Origin of the sequence: Longitalea luteola (assembly GCF_017356035.1) — a bacterium.
In the GTDB taxonomy this organism is placed as follows: Bacteria; Bacteroidota; Bacteroidia; order Chitinophagales; family Chitinophagaceae; genus Niastella; species Niastella luteola.
In genome coordinates this window covers 205,884-219,759 of record NZ_JAFIQX010000009.1, presented here as the reverse complement: position 1 = coordinate 219,759, position 13,876 = coordinate 205,884, and the positions used below count along the sequence as shown (strand labels likewise).

General features: G+C 45.2%; 19 protein-coding genes. 12 read left to right on the top strand and 7 right to left on the bottom strand.

Features of this window, described 5'->3' with window-relative positions; genetic code table 11:
- Positions 1-82: 82 nt before the first annotated feature.
- Positions 83-694 carry a peptidylprolyl isomerase gene (locus tag JUB15_RS20720; RefSeq protein ID WP_207514561.1) on the bottom strand — a complete coding sequence of 204 codons (612 nt, stop codon included), beginning with the start codon at positions 692-694 and terminating at the stop codon, positions 83-85.
- Positions 695-918: 224 nt separating this feature from the next.
- On the opposite strand from JUB15_RS20720, the gene JUB15_RS20715 reads away from it, so the two are divergent.
- The 3 genes from JUB15_RS20715 to JUB15_RS20705 are packed head-to-tail and all read left to right on the top strand — an operon-like array spanning position 919 to position 3,346.
- Positions 919-1,773, top strand: coding sequence for a methylated-DNA--[protein]-cysteine S-methyltransferase (locus JUB15_RS20715; protein ID WP_207514560.1), 855 nt, complete (start codon positions 919-921; stop codon positions 1,771-1,773).
- Positions 1,774-1,785: 12 nt separating this feature from the next.
- Positions 1,786-2,409 carry an alpha-ketoglutarate-dependent dioxygenase AlkB family protein gene (locus JUB15_RS20710; RefSeq protein ID WP_207514559.1) on the top strand — a complete coding sequence of 208 codons (624 nt, stop codon included), beginning with the start codon at positions 1,786-1,788 and terminating at the stop codon, positions 2,407-2,409.
- Between the two features lie 37 nt (positions 2,410-2,446).
- Positions 2,447-3,346 (top strand): alpha/beta hydrolase family protein, encoded by a 900-nt coding sequence (locus JUB15_RS20705; RefSeq protein ID WP_207514558.1) that lies wholly within the window; start codon positions 2,447-2,449, stop codon positions 3,344-3,346.
- Here the strand turns inward: JUB15_RS20705 and JUB15_RS20700 are convergent.
- Positions 3,343-4,326 carry a GlxA family transcriptional regulator gene (locus JUB15_RS20700; protein WP_207514557.1) on the bottom strand — a complete coding sequence of 328 codons (984 nt, stop codon included), beginning with the start codon at positions 4,324-4,326 and terminating at the stop codon, positions 3,343-3,345. The genes JUB15_RS20705 and JUB15_RS20700 overlap by 4 nt on opposite strands.
- 300 nt (positions 4,327-4,626) lie before the next feature.
- On the opposite strand from JUB15_RS20700, the gene JUB15_RS20695 reads away from it, so the two are divergent.
- Positions 4,627-5,199, top strand: a complete 573-nt coding sequence (locus JUB15_RS20695) for a dihydrofolate reductase family protein (RefSeq protein WP_207514556.1) — start codon at positions 4,627-4,629, stop codon at positions 5,197-5,199.
- Between the two features lie 175 nt (positions 5,200-5,374).
- Here JUB15_RS20695 and JUB15_RS20690 read toward each other — a convergent pair whose 3' ends face one another.
- From JUB15_RS20690 to JUB15_RS20670, 5 genes are read right to left on the bottom strand one after another with little or no spacing between them, the layout of a single operon-like run.
- A complete protein-coding gene (locus JUB15_RS20690; protein WP_207514555.1) occupies positions 5,375-5,734 on the bottom strand; it encodes a SnoaL-like domain-containing protein in 360 nt (119 codons plus the stop codon).
- Positions 5,735-5,750: 16 nt separating this feature from the next.
- Positions 5,751-6,608, bottom strand: a complete 858-nt coding sequence (locus JUB15_RS20685) for a sigma-70 family RNA polymerase sigma factor (RefSeq protein WP_242696447.1) — start codon at positions 6,606-6,608, stop codon at positions 5,751-5,753.
- Positions 6,609-6,621: 13 nt separating this feature from the next.
- A complete protein-coding gene (locus JUB15_RS20680; RefSeq protein ID WP_207514553.1) occupies positions 6,622-7,038 on the bottom strand; it encodes a RidA family protein in 417 nt (138 codons plus the stop codon).
- A 52-nt stretch (positions 7,039-7,090) separates the two neighbouring features.
- A complete protein-coding gene (locus JUB15_RS20675; protein ID WP_500778636.1) occupies positions 7,091-7,309 on the bottom strand; it encodes a putative antibiotic biosynthesis monooxygenase in 219 nt (72 codons plus the stop codon).
- Positions 7,310-7,324: 15 nt separating this feature from the next.
- Positions 7,325-7,786 carry a carboxymuconolactone decarboxylase family protein gene (locus tag JUB15_RS20670; RefSeq protein WP_207514551.1) on the bottom strand — a complete coding sequence of 154 codons (462 nt, stop codon included), beginning with the start codon at positions 7,784-7,786 and terminating at the stop codon, positions 7,325-7,327.
- A gap of 581 nt (positions 7,787-8,367) precedes the next feature.
- On the opposite strand from JUB15_RS20670, the gene JUB15_RS20665 reads away from it, so the two are divergent.
- The 8 genes from JUB15_RS20665 (at position 8,368) to nuoK (ending at position 13,832) form a co-directional block, all read left to right on the top strand.
- The gene (locus tag JUB15_RS20665; protein WP_207514550.1) at positions 8,368-8,718 is read left to right on the top strand and encodes an NADH-quinone oxidoreductase subunit A; all 351 of its coding nucleotides are present in this window, start codon (positions 8,368-8,370) and stop codon (positions 8,716-8,718) included.
- 22 nt (positions 8,719-8,740) lie between these two features.
- Positions 8,741-9,307, top strand: coding sequence for an NADH-quinone oxidoreductase subunit B (locus tag JUB15_RS20660; RefSeq protein WP_207514549.1), 567 nt, complete (start codon positions 8,741-8,743; stop codon positions 9,305-9,307).
- On the top strand, positions 9,304-9,807 hold the full coding sequence (locus tag JUB15_RS20655) for an NADH-quinone oxidoreductase subunit C (RefSeq protein WP_207514548.1): 504 nt from the start codon (positions 9,304-9,306) through the stop codon (positions 9,805-9,807). Before JUB15_RS20660 ends, JUB15_RS20655 begins: the two co-directional genes overlap by 4 nt.
- A gap of 83 nt (positions 9,808-9,890) precedes the next feature.
- Positions 9,891-10,991 (top strand): NADH-quinone oxidoreductase subunit D, encoded by a 1,101-nt coding sequence (locus tag JUB15_RS20650; protein ID WP_242696446.1) that lies wholly within the window; start codon positions 9,891-9,893, stop codon positions 10,989-10,991.
- Between the two features lie 118 nt (positions 10,992-11,109).
- On the top strand, positions 11,110-12,186 hold the full coding sequence (gene nuoH, locus JUB15_RS20645; protein ID WP_207514546.1) for an NADH-quinone oxidoreductase subunit NuoH: 1,077 nt from the start codon (positions 11,110-11,112) through the stop codon (positions 12,184-12,186).
- A gap of 42 nt (positions 12,187-12,228) precedes the next feature.
- On the top strand, positions 12,229-12,705 hold the full coding sequence (locus JUB15_RS20640) for a 4Fe-4S binding protein (RefSeq protein ID WP_207514545.1): 477 nt from the start codon (positions 12,229-12,231) through the stop codon (positions 12,703-12,705).
- Positions 12,706-12,882: 177 nt separating this feature from the next.
- Positions 12,883-13,521, top strand: a complete 639-nt coding sequence (locus JUB15_RS20635; RefSeq protein WP_207514544.1) for an NADH-quinone oxidoreductase subunit J family protein — start codon at positions 12,883-12,885, stop codon at positions 13,519-13,521.
- Positions 13,518-13,832: an NADH-quinone oxidoreductase subunit NuoK gene (gene nuoK / locus JUB15_RS20630; RefSeq protein WP_207514543.1), complete on the top strand. Its 315-nt coding sequence runs from the start codon at positions 13,518-13,520 to the stop codon at positions 13,830-13,832. Before JUB15_RS20635 ends, nuoK begins: the two co-directional genes overlap by 4 nt.
- Positions 13,833-13,876 lie beyond the last annotated feature (44 nt).

The window sequence follows — 13,876 nt, the reverse complement described above, 5'->3', positions numbered from 1 at the left end:
CTTCCGATAAAAAAAAATCCTGCCGGCTACTGGTTGTTAACCAGGATAAGCCGGCAGGAATATAGTAAGAACAGGTTGTAATTTATCGTCCGTTCGCGCGTAGTACTACGATATCTTTTGTAACCTGATCATCATGCGTTTTTTTGATGATGTAATGCCAGTCACGCTCCGATACATCCACGAAGAAGATATCACCTTTTTTATGGGCCGCAACGGCATCCTGGAATTCCTTGGGGAACATCAATTCACCATAAAACCAGTCCGTATCGCCTTTTGTTTTGTTGCCATCCATAGTGTACTGATCGCTCAACTGCTCCCAGGGGGTACCGGCATTGGCTTTTGCCACGATCAGTTTTTTCAGGCTGTCAATTTCAGAAACAGATAAAGAACTGCCATCGAGGAAAATATAACTGGCACGATAAGCAACCGCTTCTTTCGCTTCAATTACTTTATAGGTCACATACCCTACAGAAAAGATATCACCCTGCTTTTGCCGTAACAACCGTTTGTCGATAAGCGTAGAGTCTTTGCCAAGGGACAAACGCAGAATGGCCGGCTTGATCTCCGGGTTGGCATCAACGAACTGCTGTGCCTGTGCTACATTACCGATCTTTTGAAATTTTTCCACCAACGTTTGTTGTGCGAACAGGGACACAGAAACGAGCAATAATAAAGCCGATAAGCTGAATTTCATATTGTATATTATTTTCTTTTGCTTTAAGAACGTTCTCAATATTAATGGGATAACTATATCGAAACCATTGGAAGTTACTATTTTTTAACAGATCAAACGGCGCGGTTTTATGAATTTAAATGATAAATATTTGCAAAAACTCAGCCATTTTTGCCTGGAAATGAGCAAGAATCGGGTTTCGCCGGCCTGTTCCTTTCGGGAGATTTGCGGTATCAATCGCGTTTATGGAAAAGCAAGCTGAAATAAACTATAACCGGATCGCGGAAGCGATCGACTTCTACCGGCAACATTTCAGGGAACAGCCGTCCCTGGAGGTGGTGGCTGAGCATGTACATGTAAGCCCTTTTCATTTCCAGCGGATGTTCAAAGAGTGGGCGGGCGTTACACCCAAACAATTCCTGCAATACCTGACCCTGGAGCATGCCAAACAGATCCTGAAAAAGGGAACCGCTGCAACCCTGGTGGATGCGGCCTTTGAATCGGGCCTTTCCGGTACCAGCCGCCTGCACGACCTGTTTATAAAAGTAGAAGGCATGACCCCGGGCGAATTCAAGAACGGCGGCGAACAGCTGGCCATCAATTACAGTTTTGCCGAAAGCCCCTTCGGCACTATCATTATCGCTTCTACACACAAGGGCATTTGCTATATGGCTTTCGTGGATGAAGAACAGGAAAGCGCGCTGCTGAAATTAAAGCACCAGTTTCCCAATGCAACCTATAAACAGCTGTCGGACAAAATCCAACAGAACGCCCTGTTCATTTTCACGCAGGATTGGAACAAACTGCATGAAATAAAGCTTCATTTAAAGGGAACACCTTTTCAGCTGAAAGTGTGGGAGACGTTGCTGACGATCCCGATGGGAGAACTGTCGACCTATGCCGGTATTGCCAGTAAATTGAACAATCCCCTTGCTTCCCGGGCAGTAGGTACTGCCGTGGGTAGTAATCCGGTTGCTTTTTTGATCCCCTGTCACCGGGTAATAAAAGCCAATGGTGAATTTGGTAACTATCATTGGGGTTGTACCCGCAAGAACGCCATGATCGGATGGGAGGCGTCGAAACTTTGTTCAGCCATTTAAAATTAATTTTCGATGGATCTATTCAACGCGCATATAGACGAAACAATAAACTATCTGCCGAAAGACGGTACGGTAAACTATTATGGCAAACCGTTAAGCCGGGAACAGGCCGATTATTACCTGGAAAAACTGTTGACCACCATTCACTGGAAGAACGATGAAGCCGTCATTTTTGGCAGGCATATAATTACCAAAAGGAAGGTGGCCTGGTATGGCAATGATAACTATGACTACACTTATTCGAAAATTACCCGGCAGGCATTACAGTGGACAAAGGAATTGCTGGAGCTGAAACGCCTGGTAGAAGAAAAGACGGGTGAAACCTATAATTCCTGTTTATTGAACCTGTACCATAACGGCGATGAAGGTATGGCCTGGCACAGCGATGATGAAAAAACACTGGGCGAGAATTCCGCCATTGCCTCCTTCAGTTTTGGCGCTGAACGGAAGTTTTCTTTCAAACATAAACAAAGCAAGGAAGTGATCTCCATGATGCTTGAACATGGCAGCCTGCTTGTAATGAAAGGCACCACACAAACACACTGGCTGCATTGCCTGCCTAAAAGCAAACGTATCACTACCCCACGGGTGAACCTTACGTTCAGGACCATGGTATCGCAGGCGAACAATAAATGATGCGGTAAAATGACGTATTTTAGCGGGTACTCTTCGTATGAAAAAAATATCGCCCAACCAGTTGTTGTTTATCGTATTCCTGTTACTGCAAATGGCCGTTGTTGCCCAAAAACCCATCCGCATTTCCAGCACCGAGAAAAATGTCAGTTATAACATATACGAACGGTACGATCCCTCGTACAAGATATTCAAAACGAGGTTCACCATTTCCGATTTTCATGGTTACGTATGTGCAGACTTTTCATTTAAGGGCAGAAAAGCCAAAATAGTTAGCCCGCGTTTTACCGCTAAAGGCAAACCCTGGATATGGCGGGCGCGTTTTTGGGGTGTTGAGCCACAAACCGATATTGCGTTGTTGGAGCATGGATTTCATCTGGTGTATTGCGATGTGGCGGAGCTTTTCGGGAATGCAGCGGCCATTGAGATCTGGAATAAATTTTACAAACGCATGAAACGGGCAGGGCTGTCGAAAAAGGTTTGCCTGGAAGGATTTAGCCGGGGCGGTATATATGTTTACAACTGGGCGGCCGAAAATCCTGATAAAGTGGCCTGTGTTTATGTGGATGCGCCTGTGCTGGATCTGAAAAGCTGGCCTGGCGGCAAGGGCATCAGTAAAGGAAGCCCCAAAGAGTGGGAGATATTTAAAAAAGATTATGGTTATACAAGCGATTCTGCCGCTTTGACCTTTAAAGGAAACCCGATTGATAAAGTAGAACAGATCGTCAAAGGTGGTTATCCAATGCTGCATGTAGTAGGTGATGCCGATGATGTGGTGCCGGTGAGCGAAAACACGGCGATCTTCGAAAAGCGGGTGCTTGCCCTGGGCGGCAACATCACTGTCATTCATAAACCAGGCGTTAACCATCATCCGCACAGCCTGGCTGATCCAACACCGATCGTTGAATTTATTTTGAAAGCAACCCAAAAAGCGCGTTAGACAACCTCCACAGCTTCTTTGTTGTATTTGTTGCGGTATTCAATGGGCGAAAGACCGGTGATCTTTTTGAAAACGGTGCGGAATGCTTTGATGTCGGTATAACCTACATCGTACATTACTTCATTTACATTTTTGCGGCTGTTCTCCAGCTGCTTCTTGGCCGCTTCGATCTTAACGCGTTGTATGTATTCAATGGGCGTGTTGTTGGTGGCTTTTTTAAAGCGCCTGATAAAATGCCGTTTACCGATGGCATATTTTATGGCCAGCTCTTCAACAGAAATGCGTTCGGTCACATTCTTCTCAATAAATTCCTGGGCTTGTTTTATGGGTTCGTCCTCATGTTTTTTCTGACCATTGAACATGATGAACGGGGATTGCGTCTTACGGTCTATTTCGAGCGCATACACTTTGGCTGCCATGATGGCCATTTCACGGCCGGCATGTTTTTCTACCAGGTGCAACAGCAGGTTCCAGTAAGAAGTGGCGCCACCGCTAGAATATATGCCCTGTTGTTCAGTCACGATACGGCCATCGACGAATGTTACTTCGGGGAACATTTCGCGGAATTCGTTGGCATAACGCCAGTGGCTGGAGCATTCTTTTCCATTTAATAATCCGGTAGAAGCCAGCAGAAAAGCGCCAATGCAGAGGCTGGCTACTTCTGCACCCTGGTTGTACCGGTCAACGATCCAGGGCAGAAAAGCTTCATTCTTTTTTATGGCAGTTTTCAGGTCGCCGCCAACGGCCGGTACAAGGATGAGATCGGTCTTTTTTACCTCGTGGAGCAATACATCGGCATGAACCGTAAAACAGCCATTATGCAATTGCACTTCTTTGGTCAGCCCAACCAACTGCACTTTAAAGGCAGGCGGCTGGCCGGCCGCATCCAGAAAATCATTTACGCCGGTAAAAAGGATCCGTGGATCAACAATACTCGCCATTACAGAATCATGCGGAACAAGAATGCTAACGTGTTTCATAATGATATAGCAATTTGTAGTAATACAAGGCTCAAGGCTCGAGGCGCAAGGCTCAAGACACAAGCAGCCTAAAGGTAATAAACTATAAAGTCGCGAACAACCCTTTAGGAAGTCATTTTCACACTCTGTAAAACCTGATCAACAGCGGTAATTTTGTATTAACAAACCATTTAAAATGGGGAAAATATTAAAAAGCTTATGCATAACGGCCGATGCAGATCGCCGCTGTAATGATAAAATGGCTCAACCTGTCGTGATGCGCCCATGCCAAAGCTGAATAACAGATAAAGTAATTGTGATATGCGAAAAGTAATTGTATCCATGAACGTGACGCTGGATGGTTTTATGGCGGCGTCTGATTGCGGGTTGGACTGGCATTTCAAAAGCTGGAATGAAGAAATGGCCAGGGCAACGGCAGAACAACTGAGTAAGGCCGATACTATTTTACTGGGTGGTATTACTTACCGGGGTATGGCGCAATACTGGAATACCAATCCGGTAAACATGATACGTCCGCGGGAAGACCTTGATTTTGCGTCGATGTTGAACAGCTACCCCAAAGTTGTTTTCACAAAAAGCATGACCAGCGTTAGCTGGCATAATGCCCGGATAGCTAAAAGAGAGCTCGGCGACGAAGTCACTGAATTGAAGCGCCGGGAAGGAAAGGATATGATCGTGTATGGCAGCGGGAAAATTGTAACGGCATTGACGAAGCTGGGGCTGGTAGATGAGTTCAGGATGTGGGTTCATCCCGTCGTTATCGGTTGTGGTAAACCGGTGTTTAAAGAGTTATCCGGCATACTCAATTTACAACTGGTAAAAACCGAGATCTTCAGCTCCGGGGTAGTGATCTTGTTCTATCAGGTAAGATAATGAGACCTATGAAAGATTACAGAATTGTGGATGATCCCGGATATGAGGTAGGAAGTGAAGTAAGAGATAAGATAAGAATTTGGTGCGCTTATTACATCGTACTTATTATCTCTTACTTCACAAAAGCATGACCACACACATGAAATCAGTATTTTCAGCCTTTTTATAACATCGCCTAAATAAAGAACTGTTCCGACACGATCTTTCCATCTTTTACCACATACGCACAAACCTCCGTCATATCGTAGCGTTGTTTATCCTTCATGGTCATATCCATGCGCATCGTACACGCAAAAGCGCTGGTGCCGATCAGGGGTTCACTCACTTCCAGCTTGTGCATAGTATCTACCATCCCTTCAAACTTTTTACCTTTTTCAAGAATGGCAGGCAGGCCCTTGGTTTCTTTCTCAAAGTTGGGTGTTTCGTACGGTTCTATGCTAATTACATCCTGCGCATACAACTCTTTTTGGGCGGTTTCGAAATCGCCCTTGCGGCATAATTCAACCAGGCGGTTGGCAATCTCGTTAATTGTCATAGTGTTGTATTTTTCACTATGAAGCTACAAAACCGTTGCCAAACGACTTCAGCTTTTCAGGATCAAGCATATTGCTGATCTGGAAAATTTTATTTGTTTCGGGATCAATGCCAAATATCTGGCAATATTTAAGTACGTCTCCATCATAAAACAATAATGCCGGTTGATGATTAATTTCCCCGATTGTATAGGTATAACCGTTATCGAATCTATGAAAAACAAAAATCAGCAGATCGGCCACTTCCTGCATTCCGGTGCATTGTTTAGCGAATACTTTAATGGCGGAACCACCATCTGCATAGAATGCTATATCCGCTGTTAATACACTTTCGAGCGTTTTAGTATCCCGGCTTCTGATGGCATGCATGAATTTCTCCAAAATAGCCGGTGTAATGGTCTCATCTTTGGATGCGGGTACCGGTGCATGCACCTGGTCGATCTTCTGTTTGGCGCGGCTTAGCAATTTCCGGGAATGTTCAACCGAAACAGCTAACGTATCGGCAATTTCCTCATGCGAATAGGCAAAGGCTTCTTTTAGTATAAACACGGCCCGTTCCTTTGCATTCAATTGCTCCAGCAGGATCAGCAGCGAATAGGAAACGATCTCGTTGAGTTTGATATTGGCGTCTGCTTCTTCCGTAGCTACCGGTTCGGGCAGCCACATATCACCCAGTTGCAGCTTTTTTCTTTTGTTTTTGATAGTAATCGATTGATTGATGACGCTGCGGATGAGGTAATTCTTCGGGTCTTCAATGTCCTCTTTTCCGCCGGCTAAAAATTTGTACAAAACATCCTGAATGGCGTCCTTTGCGTCTTCTGTTGTTCCCAGGATATTATAGGCGTAAGGGAACAGTATGTGCTGATAATTTTCCAAGTGTGTATATGTTTTATTTAGCGATGGCCACTGCATCAATTTCCACGAGCATATTATCCAAAGCCAGCCGTGGTACCGGTATCAATGTATTTACCGGGAACTGTTTATCGGGCCAGATCTTTTTAAACTCTTCGATGATGATCTGCAGTTTTTCTGCATTATGATCTACCACCAGCGTGGTAACCTTTACAACAGCCTGCATGGATAATTGCTGCGTTTGTAAGGCGATCTTTATATTGTTCAGGGAATGTTTCACCTGGGTTCGGAAATCGGCGCTCAGTTTTCCTTCCTTATTTTCTTCACCGCCCTGTCCGGCAATAAACACCAGTTGGCTACCGCCAGGCACCACTGCCACATGCGAGAAGCCATAAGGTGATGGGTTGAATAAAAGCTCGGGGTTGTGAAATGTTTGCGAAGATCCTTCTTTCATAGTTAATATAATTAGTAATGCTAAAAACAGGTGCTTCATATCTTTTGTTTAATTATCTGCTTAACCAGTTATTCAATAATTTTTGCAACGCTGGCACCAGCGCGTACACTGCTATCGGTACTACAATGGTTGTAGATACCAGTGTGCGCAAAGGGAGCGGATCTATTTTTTCAAAATGATTGCCGAATAACAGGGCAACGATGGTTACGGTGGGATAAATGGCTATCCAAATAAGGATAGCCATTTTCCATTTTTTCGGTGGTTTCGACATGACAGTGTCAGGGGTTTAGTTAAATTGTCCAACTTTGTAATTACCGGGTACGGTTCTCCAGGCAATATTGATCCGGTTCCAGTTGTTGATATTGGCGATAGCCATGGTGAGGTCGGCAATTTCAGCTTTGGAGAAATGTTGTTGTAATGTGGTAAAGATTTCGTCTGTGATGCCATGCAGGTGTAAATTGGTTACCGCTTCCGCATAAGCGAGGGCTGCTCTTTCTTTCTCACTGTAATAAGGACATTCTCTCCAGGCAGCCAGGGAGTGCAGCCGTTGTTCCGTTTCACCCAGGGCGATGGCTTCTTTATGGTGCATATCGAGGCAGTAAGCACAGCCATTGATCTGCGATACACGGTATTTGATCAACTCCTGCAGTTTAAGATCCAGGCCTGATTTTTTGAGGTACATTTCTGTTTTAAACAATCCATCGAATAGACCTTTTGTTGCGTCTGCGAATGCAATTCTCTGTTCCATTTTGTATGTATTTTTTGTATTAATTCGTTTTCCGGTAATAAAACAAAACAGCATGGCGAAACGTGACAGGTTTGAAGTGATTTTTTTCTAAAAAGAAATTTAACCAGCGGCGCGCCCGTCCAACGAATATGGAAATGTTTAATTATCAGGTTGCTAAAATGTCGTGATTAAGTGCAGAAAGATAGAAAAGAATGTTAGATGCACGTTTGTCAATTAATCAGCAGAGGCCATAAATAGTAATGGTGCTCATGATTGTATAAACAGTGAAGAATATTCCTCGTTGGCGTTTTAAGTGCAAAACCTCTCACCCAGATCATTGCTGGCAGGCGGTTAAGGTACGGTTTTCAGATGGTAAAATTCCTGAATGTAATTCAGTTTACAAATTGGCTAATAATCAAGGTTGTGTATTACCTGGTGCTACCGGGTGATGGAAAGCTATCCCTTCACACGATGCGAATGTTTCTGTCATCCATGAACGTGAAAAAAGGCAGGCGGTTAAATCGGCTGGGAAATGTTGGATTTGAAATAAAAATCCTAAATTTAGAATCAGCAGCCGATTTGCTAACTACCAAATTCGCCATATGGGACCTGTTGCGCTCCTTGTATTGACCATTGCTGCCATTTTGTTTTCGGCCGGCGGCATACTCGTATCAAAATTTTTGGTAAGAGGATCGGTGAATGCGCAAAAAGGTCAACCCTATGAATGTGGCATACCTTCTGAAGGCTCACCCTGGAATCAATTCAATGTAGGGTATTATTTATTCGCCCTGCTGTTCCTGATCTTTGATGTCGAACTGATCTTTGTTTATCCCTGGGCTGTTGTTGTAAAAAAAGTTGGCATAATGGCGCTAGTTGAGATCGCCATTTTCTTTTTCATATTATTTACCGGGTTTTTATACGCACACAAGAAAGGCGCATTGAAATGGATGTAAATACGGAGTAAACTATCCGTCAATGGAAAACAACGTAAAAACAGACATAGATACCGCATCCAACGGGAACACGGCATTCCCCGGCCAGGTGCATAACCTGCCCGGGGGTGGGCTCATTATCAGCTCATTTAATGATATCGTTAACTGGGCTCGTGCAAATTCCTTATGGCCGCTCACGTTTGCCACCAGCTGCTGTGGCATTGAAATGATGTCGGCGGCTTCTTCGAAATACGATTTCTCCCGCTTTGGTTTTGAAGTGGCGCGGGCAACACCCCGCCAGGCCGATGTGATCATCATCGCCGGCACCATCGTAAATAAAATGGCGCCCGTGCTCAAGCGCTTGTACGATCAGATGGCCGATCCAAAATATGTGATCGCCATGGGCGCGTGTGCCATCAGCGGCGGTCCCTTCTTTTATAATACCTATTCTGTAGTAAAAGGCGCCGATCATATTATCCCGGTCGACGTGTACATTCCCGGTTGTCCGCCCAGGCCGGAAGCCCTGTTGCATGCACTGATCACCTTGCAACAGAAAATAAAAGCAGGCCTCACCCGTGAACAAATACGGGCAGAAACAAAGCAGTCATGACAAAAGACGAGCTGAAAGAACATATAACCCAATTTCAACCTAAAGCGGTTTTTGAAGAAACCGGCGAATGGTTGAATGTGCAGGTTGAAACCGGCGATTGGAAGCCCGTTGCGCATTGGTTGCGAAATGGCGTGCTGCAGATGGATTATTTGTTTTGCCTTACCTGCATCCACTGGCCAACGGCAGGCAAAACGCCGGCTGCTGGCAACACCGCGGACGAAGGTAGTGGTGGTATTTTTATGATGGTGTATCATTTTACTTCTACGGTGTTCCGGCATGTGCTGGTGGTAAAAGTAAAACTGACCAGTGATCATCCCGAAATAGAAACGGTATCAGACATCTGGCGAACAGCAGAATTTCATGAGCGCGAGGTTTTTGACCTCTTCGGTGTGCGCTTCCTGCATCACCCCGACCTGCGGCGGTTGGTGTTGACAGATGATTTTGAAGGCCATCCGCTGCGAAAAGATTTTGAAGACCCGGTGAATATGATCAAACTCTGACAATATAAATAAACAGCGTGTACAGGGAAACACAAATACTTAATTCCAATACTATAGCCCCAACCACAGCAAGGGACTTAGCGATGGATGAAGCCGGAGCCGGGCTGGTGATCAATGTAGGGCCGCAGCATCCGGCTACGCATGGGGTATTGCATTTAGTGATCACGCTGGAGGGTGAAACCATTAAAAAGATCGAACCGCATTTAGGTTATATCCATCGCAGTATAGAGAAGATGTGCGAAAGCCTGAGCTACCGGCAATTTATTTATGTAACGAGCAGAATGGATTATTTGTCGGCCCACATTAACAATCACGGCTGCGTGTTATGCGTTGAAAAAGGGCTGCAGCTGGAAATACCGCCGCGGGCCCAGGTGATCCGCGTGCTGATGGACGAGCTGACCCGTATTGCTTCTCATGAATTGTGGTGGGGCGCCATGGCTATGGACCTCGGTGCCTTCACGCCGTTCTTTTATGCATTTCGGGAACGCGAAACCATTAATGATATTATGGAAGAAACCTGCGGCACCCGCCTTACCATGAACTATATGGTGCCCGGTGGCGTGATGTATGACATTCATCCGAATTTCCAGCGAAGAGTAAAAGACTTCATACAACTATTCAACAGCAAGATCGATGAATACGATGACCTGGTAACCGGCAACATTATTTTCCAGAACCGCACCAAAGGAATTGGGGTATTGTCAAGAGAAGATGCGATCTCTTTTGGTTGCACCGGCCCCGTTGGCAGAGCCAGTGGCGTAGCCTGTGATATCCGGAAGTTATATCCATACGAAGTATATGACAAAGTAAATTTTGATGAGATCATTGAAACAGCCGGCGATAGTTATGCCCGTTACCTGGTGCGCATAAAAGAATTGCGGCAATCGGTGCGCATCATTGAACAATTGATCGATAATATTCCCGAAGGGGATTTTCAGGCGAAGACAAAAGCCGTATTGAAACTACCGAAGGGAGAATTTTATTCGCGCGTGGAAACGGCCCGTGGCGAGCTGGGCGTATATATCGTAAGTGAAGGGGGCACCACACCTTACCGCATCAAATTCAGATCGCCCGGTTTTTCAAATTTATCGGCATTGGATCATATGAGCCGGGGTTGTAAGATTGGGGATTTAATGGCCATCATGGGGACGCTTGATCTGGTGATACCGGATATTGATAGGTAAAATATGAATATGATTGAAGCCAATCGGTATAAAAAATATGAAGTAGGAAGTAGGATGTACGATGTTAAATAGGAGGTATGAGTTACCTCGGTTCCTAAAAACCGGGTCTATATATACAATGTTCAGTTTAGAAACCATAACCAATTCAATTCAACAATGGTTGTACAGCACGTTCAACCCCACCATGGCATTGATACTGGAGTGCGCGATTGTGATGTTGCTGGTGATCGGCTTATTTGCTGTGCTGGGCCTGGTATTGGTATTAATGGAGCGCAAGGTGGCCGCCCGCATGCAGATCCGCCTGGGGCCAAACCGGGTAGGCCCGAGAGGCATGTTACAAACGGCAGCGGATACCTTAAAACTGATGATGAAGGAAGGCTTAACACCCGATGGCGCCGATAAATTTCTGTTCAACCTGGCCCCTTTTATTGTAATGATCGCAGCTATGCTGATCATGGCGCCCATTGCCTTTGCGAAAGGTTTTCAAATATGGGATATCAACATAGGCGTGTTGTATGTGTCGGCAGTATCTTCTGTTTCGGTAATTGGTATACTGATGGCCGGCTGGGCCAGCAATAATAAATACTCACTATTAGGCGCTATGCGCAGCGGGGCCCAGATCGTTAGTTATGAATTATCCGCGGGCTTGTCTATCATTTCCATTGTTGTACTGGCTGGCAGTTTACAGGTGTCTGACATCATTGCTTCCCAGCAAACCGGCTGGTGGTTGTTTCGCGGACATATTCCTGCCCTCATCGCTTTTGTGATCTTTATTATAGCTGTAACCGCAGAAACCAATCGCGCACCTTTTGACCTGGCGGAAGCAGAATCGGAATTAACGGCCGGTTTTCATACTGAATATTCGGGAATGAGATTCGCCTTGTTCTTTCTGGCGGAGTACATCAACATCTTTATAGTATGTGCCATTGGAGCCACCTTGTTCCTGGGCGGCTGGATGCCGTTGCACATTGGTAATTGGGATGATTTTAACAGAATCATGGATTACATCCCTTCGTCGCTTTGGTTCCTGGGCAAAACATTTTGCCTGATCTTTTTGATCATGTGGTTCCGGTGGACATTCCCCCGGTTGCGCGTTGATCAGTTGCTGAGTCTCGAATGGAAATATTTATTGCCGATCAGTATGTTCAACCTGTTGCTGATAACGTTGATCGCGATCATGGGATGGCATTTTTAACCGCACCCCAACCCCTAAAGGGGAGATATAAAAACGTATGCAATGTTTATTAAAGAATATATATCGGACGTATTTAAGGCGGTATCATCCCTGTTGAAAGGCATGAAGACAACGGGGAGTTATTTTGTACGGCCTAAAGAGATCATTACGCAACAATATCCCGACAACCGGGCGCACATGAAACTGCCAGAACGCTTCCGCGGTGAAGTGGTAATGATCCATGATGAGAATAACGAGCATGCATGTACCGGCTGTACGGCTTGTGAGCTGGCTTGTCCGAACGCTACCATAAAAATCATTACCAAGTTCGATACAACGCCGGAGGGCAAAAAGAAAAAAGCGCTGGACACCTTTGTCTATCACCTGGAGCTGTGCACGATGTGTAATTTATGCGTGGAGGCTTGTCCGACCAGCGCTATTAAAATGGCCCAAACATTTGAACACAGTGTATATGACCGGAACAGGCTGTTGAAGAAATTGAATCAACCAGGATCAAAGTTGCGGGCAGGGGTGGAGTAGCTGTTATTCCAGTTATTAAGTTAATAAGTTATTGAGTTGTTCAGTTATTGAGTTGTTCAGTTATTGAGTTGTTCAGTTATTGAGTTAATAATTATTAGGTAATCGGATAATAGTGAAGACTGAAGTTTGAGCGATTGCCAATTGCCCATTGCCTATTGTCTATTGCCGATTGATTTTATGAATGCATCCGACATACTATTTTATCTGATCTCAGCCTTTGTGCTGGGAACGGCTGTATTGGCAGTGACTGCTAACAAAATTTTCCGGTCGGCCATCTGGTTGCTGTTCAGCCTGGTGGGGGTTGCGGCCCTGTATTTCTGGATGCAGGTGGAATTTGTGGCGGCCGTTCAAATCATCGTATATGTAGGTGGAGTGGTGGTGCTGATCATTTTTTCTATTTTTCTCACCCAGCAGTCGGGCAGTAAGATGCCCAAACCGCCATTGAAACGAACGCTGTTTTTCATACTGGCTGTGTTATTAGGGTTTGCCTTCTCTTATAAAATTATTGCGGAATATGGGTTTGCATCGGCTGGTCCGGTGAAACCATTTGTCGTGCCTGTTTCCGCTATTGGCGAACAAATGCTCGATACCAAACAGCATGGCTTCGTGCTGCCCTTTGAAGTGGTGAGTATGTTGTTACTGGCTGCTATGATCGGTTGTATCGTCATTGCCATGCGATCGGTTCCCAAAGGAAAGACCATTCAAAAACATACAGCAACTGTTGGCGGCTTTGGAACCAGCAATAACCTGACTGATGTACCGGCGGCGTCAACAACACCTGACGAAGTTTCAATAATGGAGGAAAAAGCAACATGAGCAGCATTCCATTAACACATATCTTATTTGTAAGTACGGCGCTGTTTTTTATCGGCGTGTACGGACTGTTCACCCGGCGCAACCTGATCACGATGCTGATGGCCATAGAACTGATGCTTAACAGCGTGAACATCAATTTTGTGGCATTCAATAAATACCTGTACCCCCATACACTGAATGGCGTTTTCTTCAGCCTGTTTATTATCACGGTTGCCGCTGCAGAAGCTGCGGTAGCAATTGCGATCATTATTAATCTGTACAGGAATCACCGTTCTATTGATGTGGAGGATGCGCAGGAGATGAAGTATTAAGATCATAGGCGAGTGGAGGTAGCGACTGTGAAATTGACATTGAC

What these genes read in the sequence shown, in the direction of transcription:
- JUB15_RS20720 (WP_207514561.1), bottom strand. Translation starts at nt 694, where the DNA reads ATGAAATTCAGCTTATCGGCTTTATTATTGCTCGTTTCTGTGTCCCTG.
- JUB15_RS20715 (WP_207514560.1), top strand. Translation starts at nt 919, where the DNA reads ATGGAAAAGCAAGCTGAAATAAACTATAACCGGATCGCGGAAGCGATC.
- JUB15_RS20710 (WP_207514559.1), top strand. Translation starts at nt 1,786, where the DNA reads ATGGATCTATTCAACGCGCATATAGACGAAACAATAAACTATCTGCCG.
- JUB15_RS20705 (WP_207514558.1), top strand. Translation starts at nt 2,447, where the DNA reads ATGAAAAAAATATCGCCCAACCAGTTGTTGTTTATCGTATTCCTGTTA.
- JUB15_RS20700 (WP_207514557.1), bottom strand. Translation starts at nt 4,326, where the DNA reads ATGAAACACGTTAGCATTCTTGTTCCGCATGATTCTGTAATGGCGAGT.
- JUB15_RS20695 (WP_207514556.1), top strand. Translation starts at nt 4,627, where the DNA reads ATGCGAAAAGTAATTGTATCCATGAACGTGACGCTGGATGGTTTTATG.
- JUB15_RS20690 (WP_207514555.1), bottom strand. Translation starts at nt 5,734, where the DNA reads ATGACAATTAACGAGATTGCCAACCGCCTGGTTGAATTATGCCGCAAG.
- JUB15_RS20680 (WP_207514553.1), bottom strand. Translation starts at nt 7,038, where the DNA reads ATGAAAGAAGGATCTTCGCAAACATTTCACAACCCCGAGCTTTTATTC.
- JUB15_RS20675 (WP_500778636.1), bottom strand. Translation starts at nt 7,309, where the DNA reads ATGTCGAAACCACCGAAAAAATGGAAAATGGCTATCCTTATTTGGATA.
- JUB15_RS20670 (WP_207514551.1), bottom strand. Translation starts at nt 7,786, where the DNA reads ATGGAACAGAGAATTGCATTCGCAGACGCAACAAAAGGTCTATTCGAT.
- JUB15_RS20665 (WP_207514550.1), top strand. Translation starts at nt 8,368, where the DNA reads ATGGGACCTGTTGCGCTCCTTGTATTGACCATTGCTGCCATTTTGTTT.
- JUB15_RS20660 (WP_207514549.1), top strand. Translation starts at nt 8,741, where the DNA reads ATGGAAAACAACGTAAAAACAGACATAGATACCGCATCCAACGGGAAC.
- JUB15_RS20655 (WP_207514548.1), top strand. Translation starts at nt 9,304, where the DNA reads ATGACAAAAGACGAGCTGAAAGAACATATAACCCAATTTCAACCTAAA.
- JUB15_RS20650 (WP_242696446.1), top strand. Translation starts at nt 9,891, where the DNA reads ATGGATGAAGCCGGAGCCGGGCTGGTGATCAATGTAGGGCCGCAGCAT.
- nuoH (WP_207514546.1), top strand. Translation starts at nt 11,110, where the DNA reads ATGTTCAGTTTAGAAACCATAACCAATTCAATTCAACAATGGTTGTAC.
- JUB15_RS20640 (WP_207514545.1), top strand. Translation starts at nt 12,229, where the DNA reads ATGTTTATTAAAGAATATATATCGGACGTATTTAAGGCGGTATCATCC.
- JUB15_RS20635 (WP_207514544.1), top strand. Translation starts at nt 12,883, where the DNA reads ATGAATGCATCCGACATACTATTTTATCTGATCTCAGCCTTTGTGCTG.
- nuoK (WP_207514543.1), top strand. Translation starts at nt 13,518, where the DNA reads ATGAGCAGCATTCCATTAACACATATCTTATTTGTAAGTACGGCGCTG.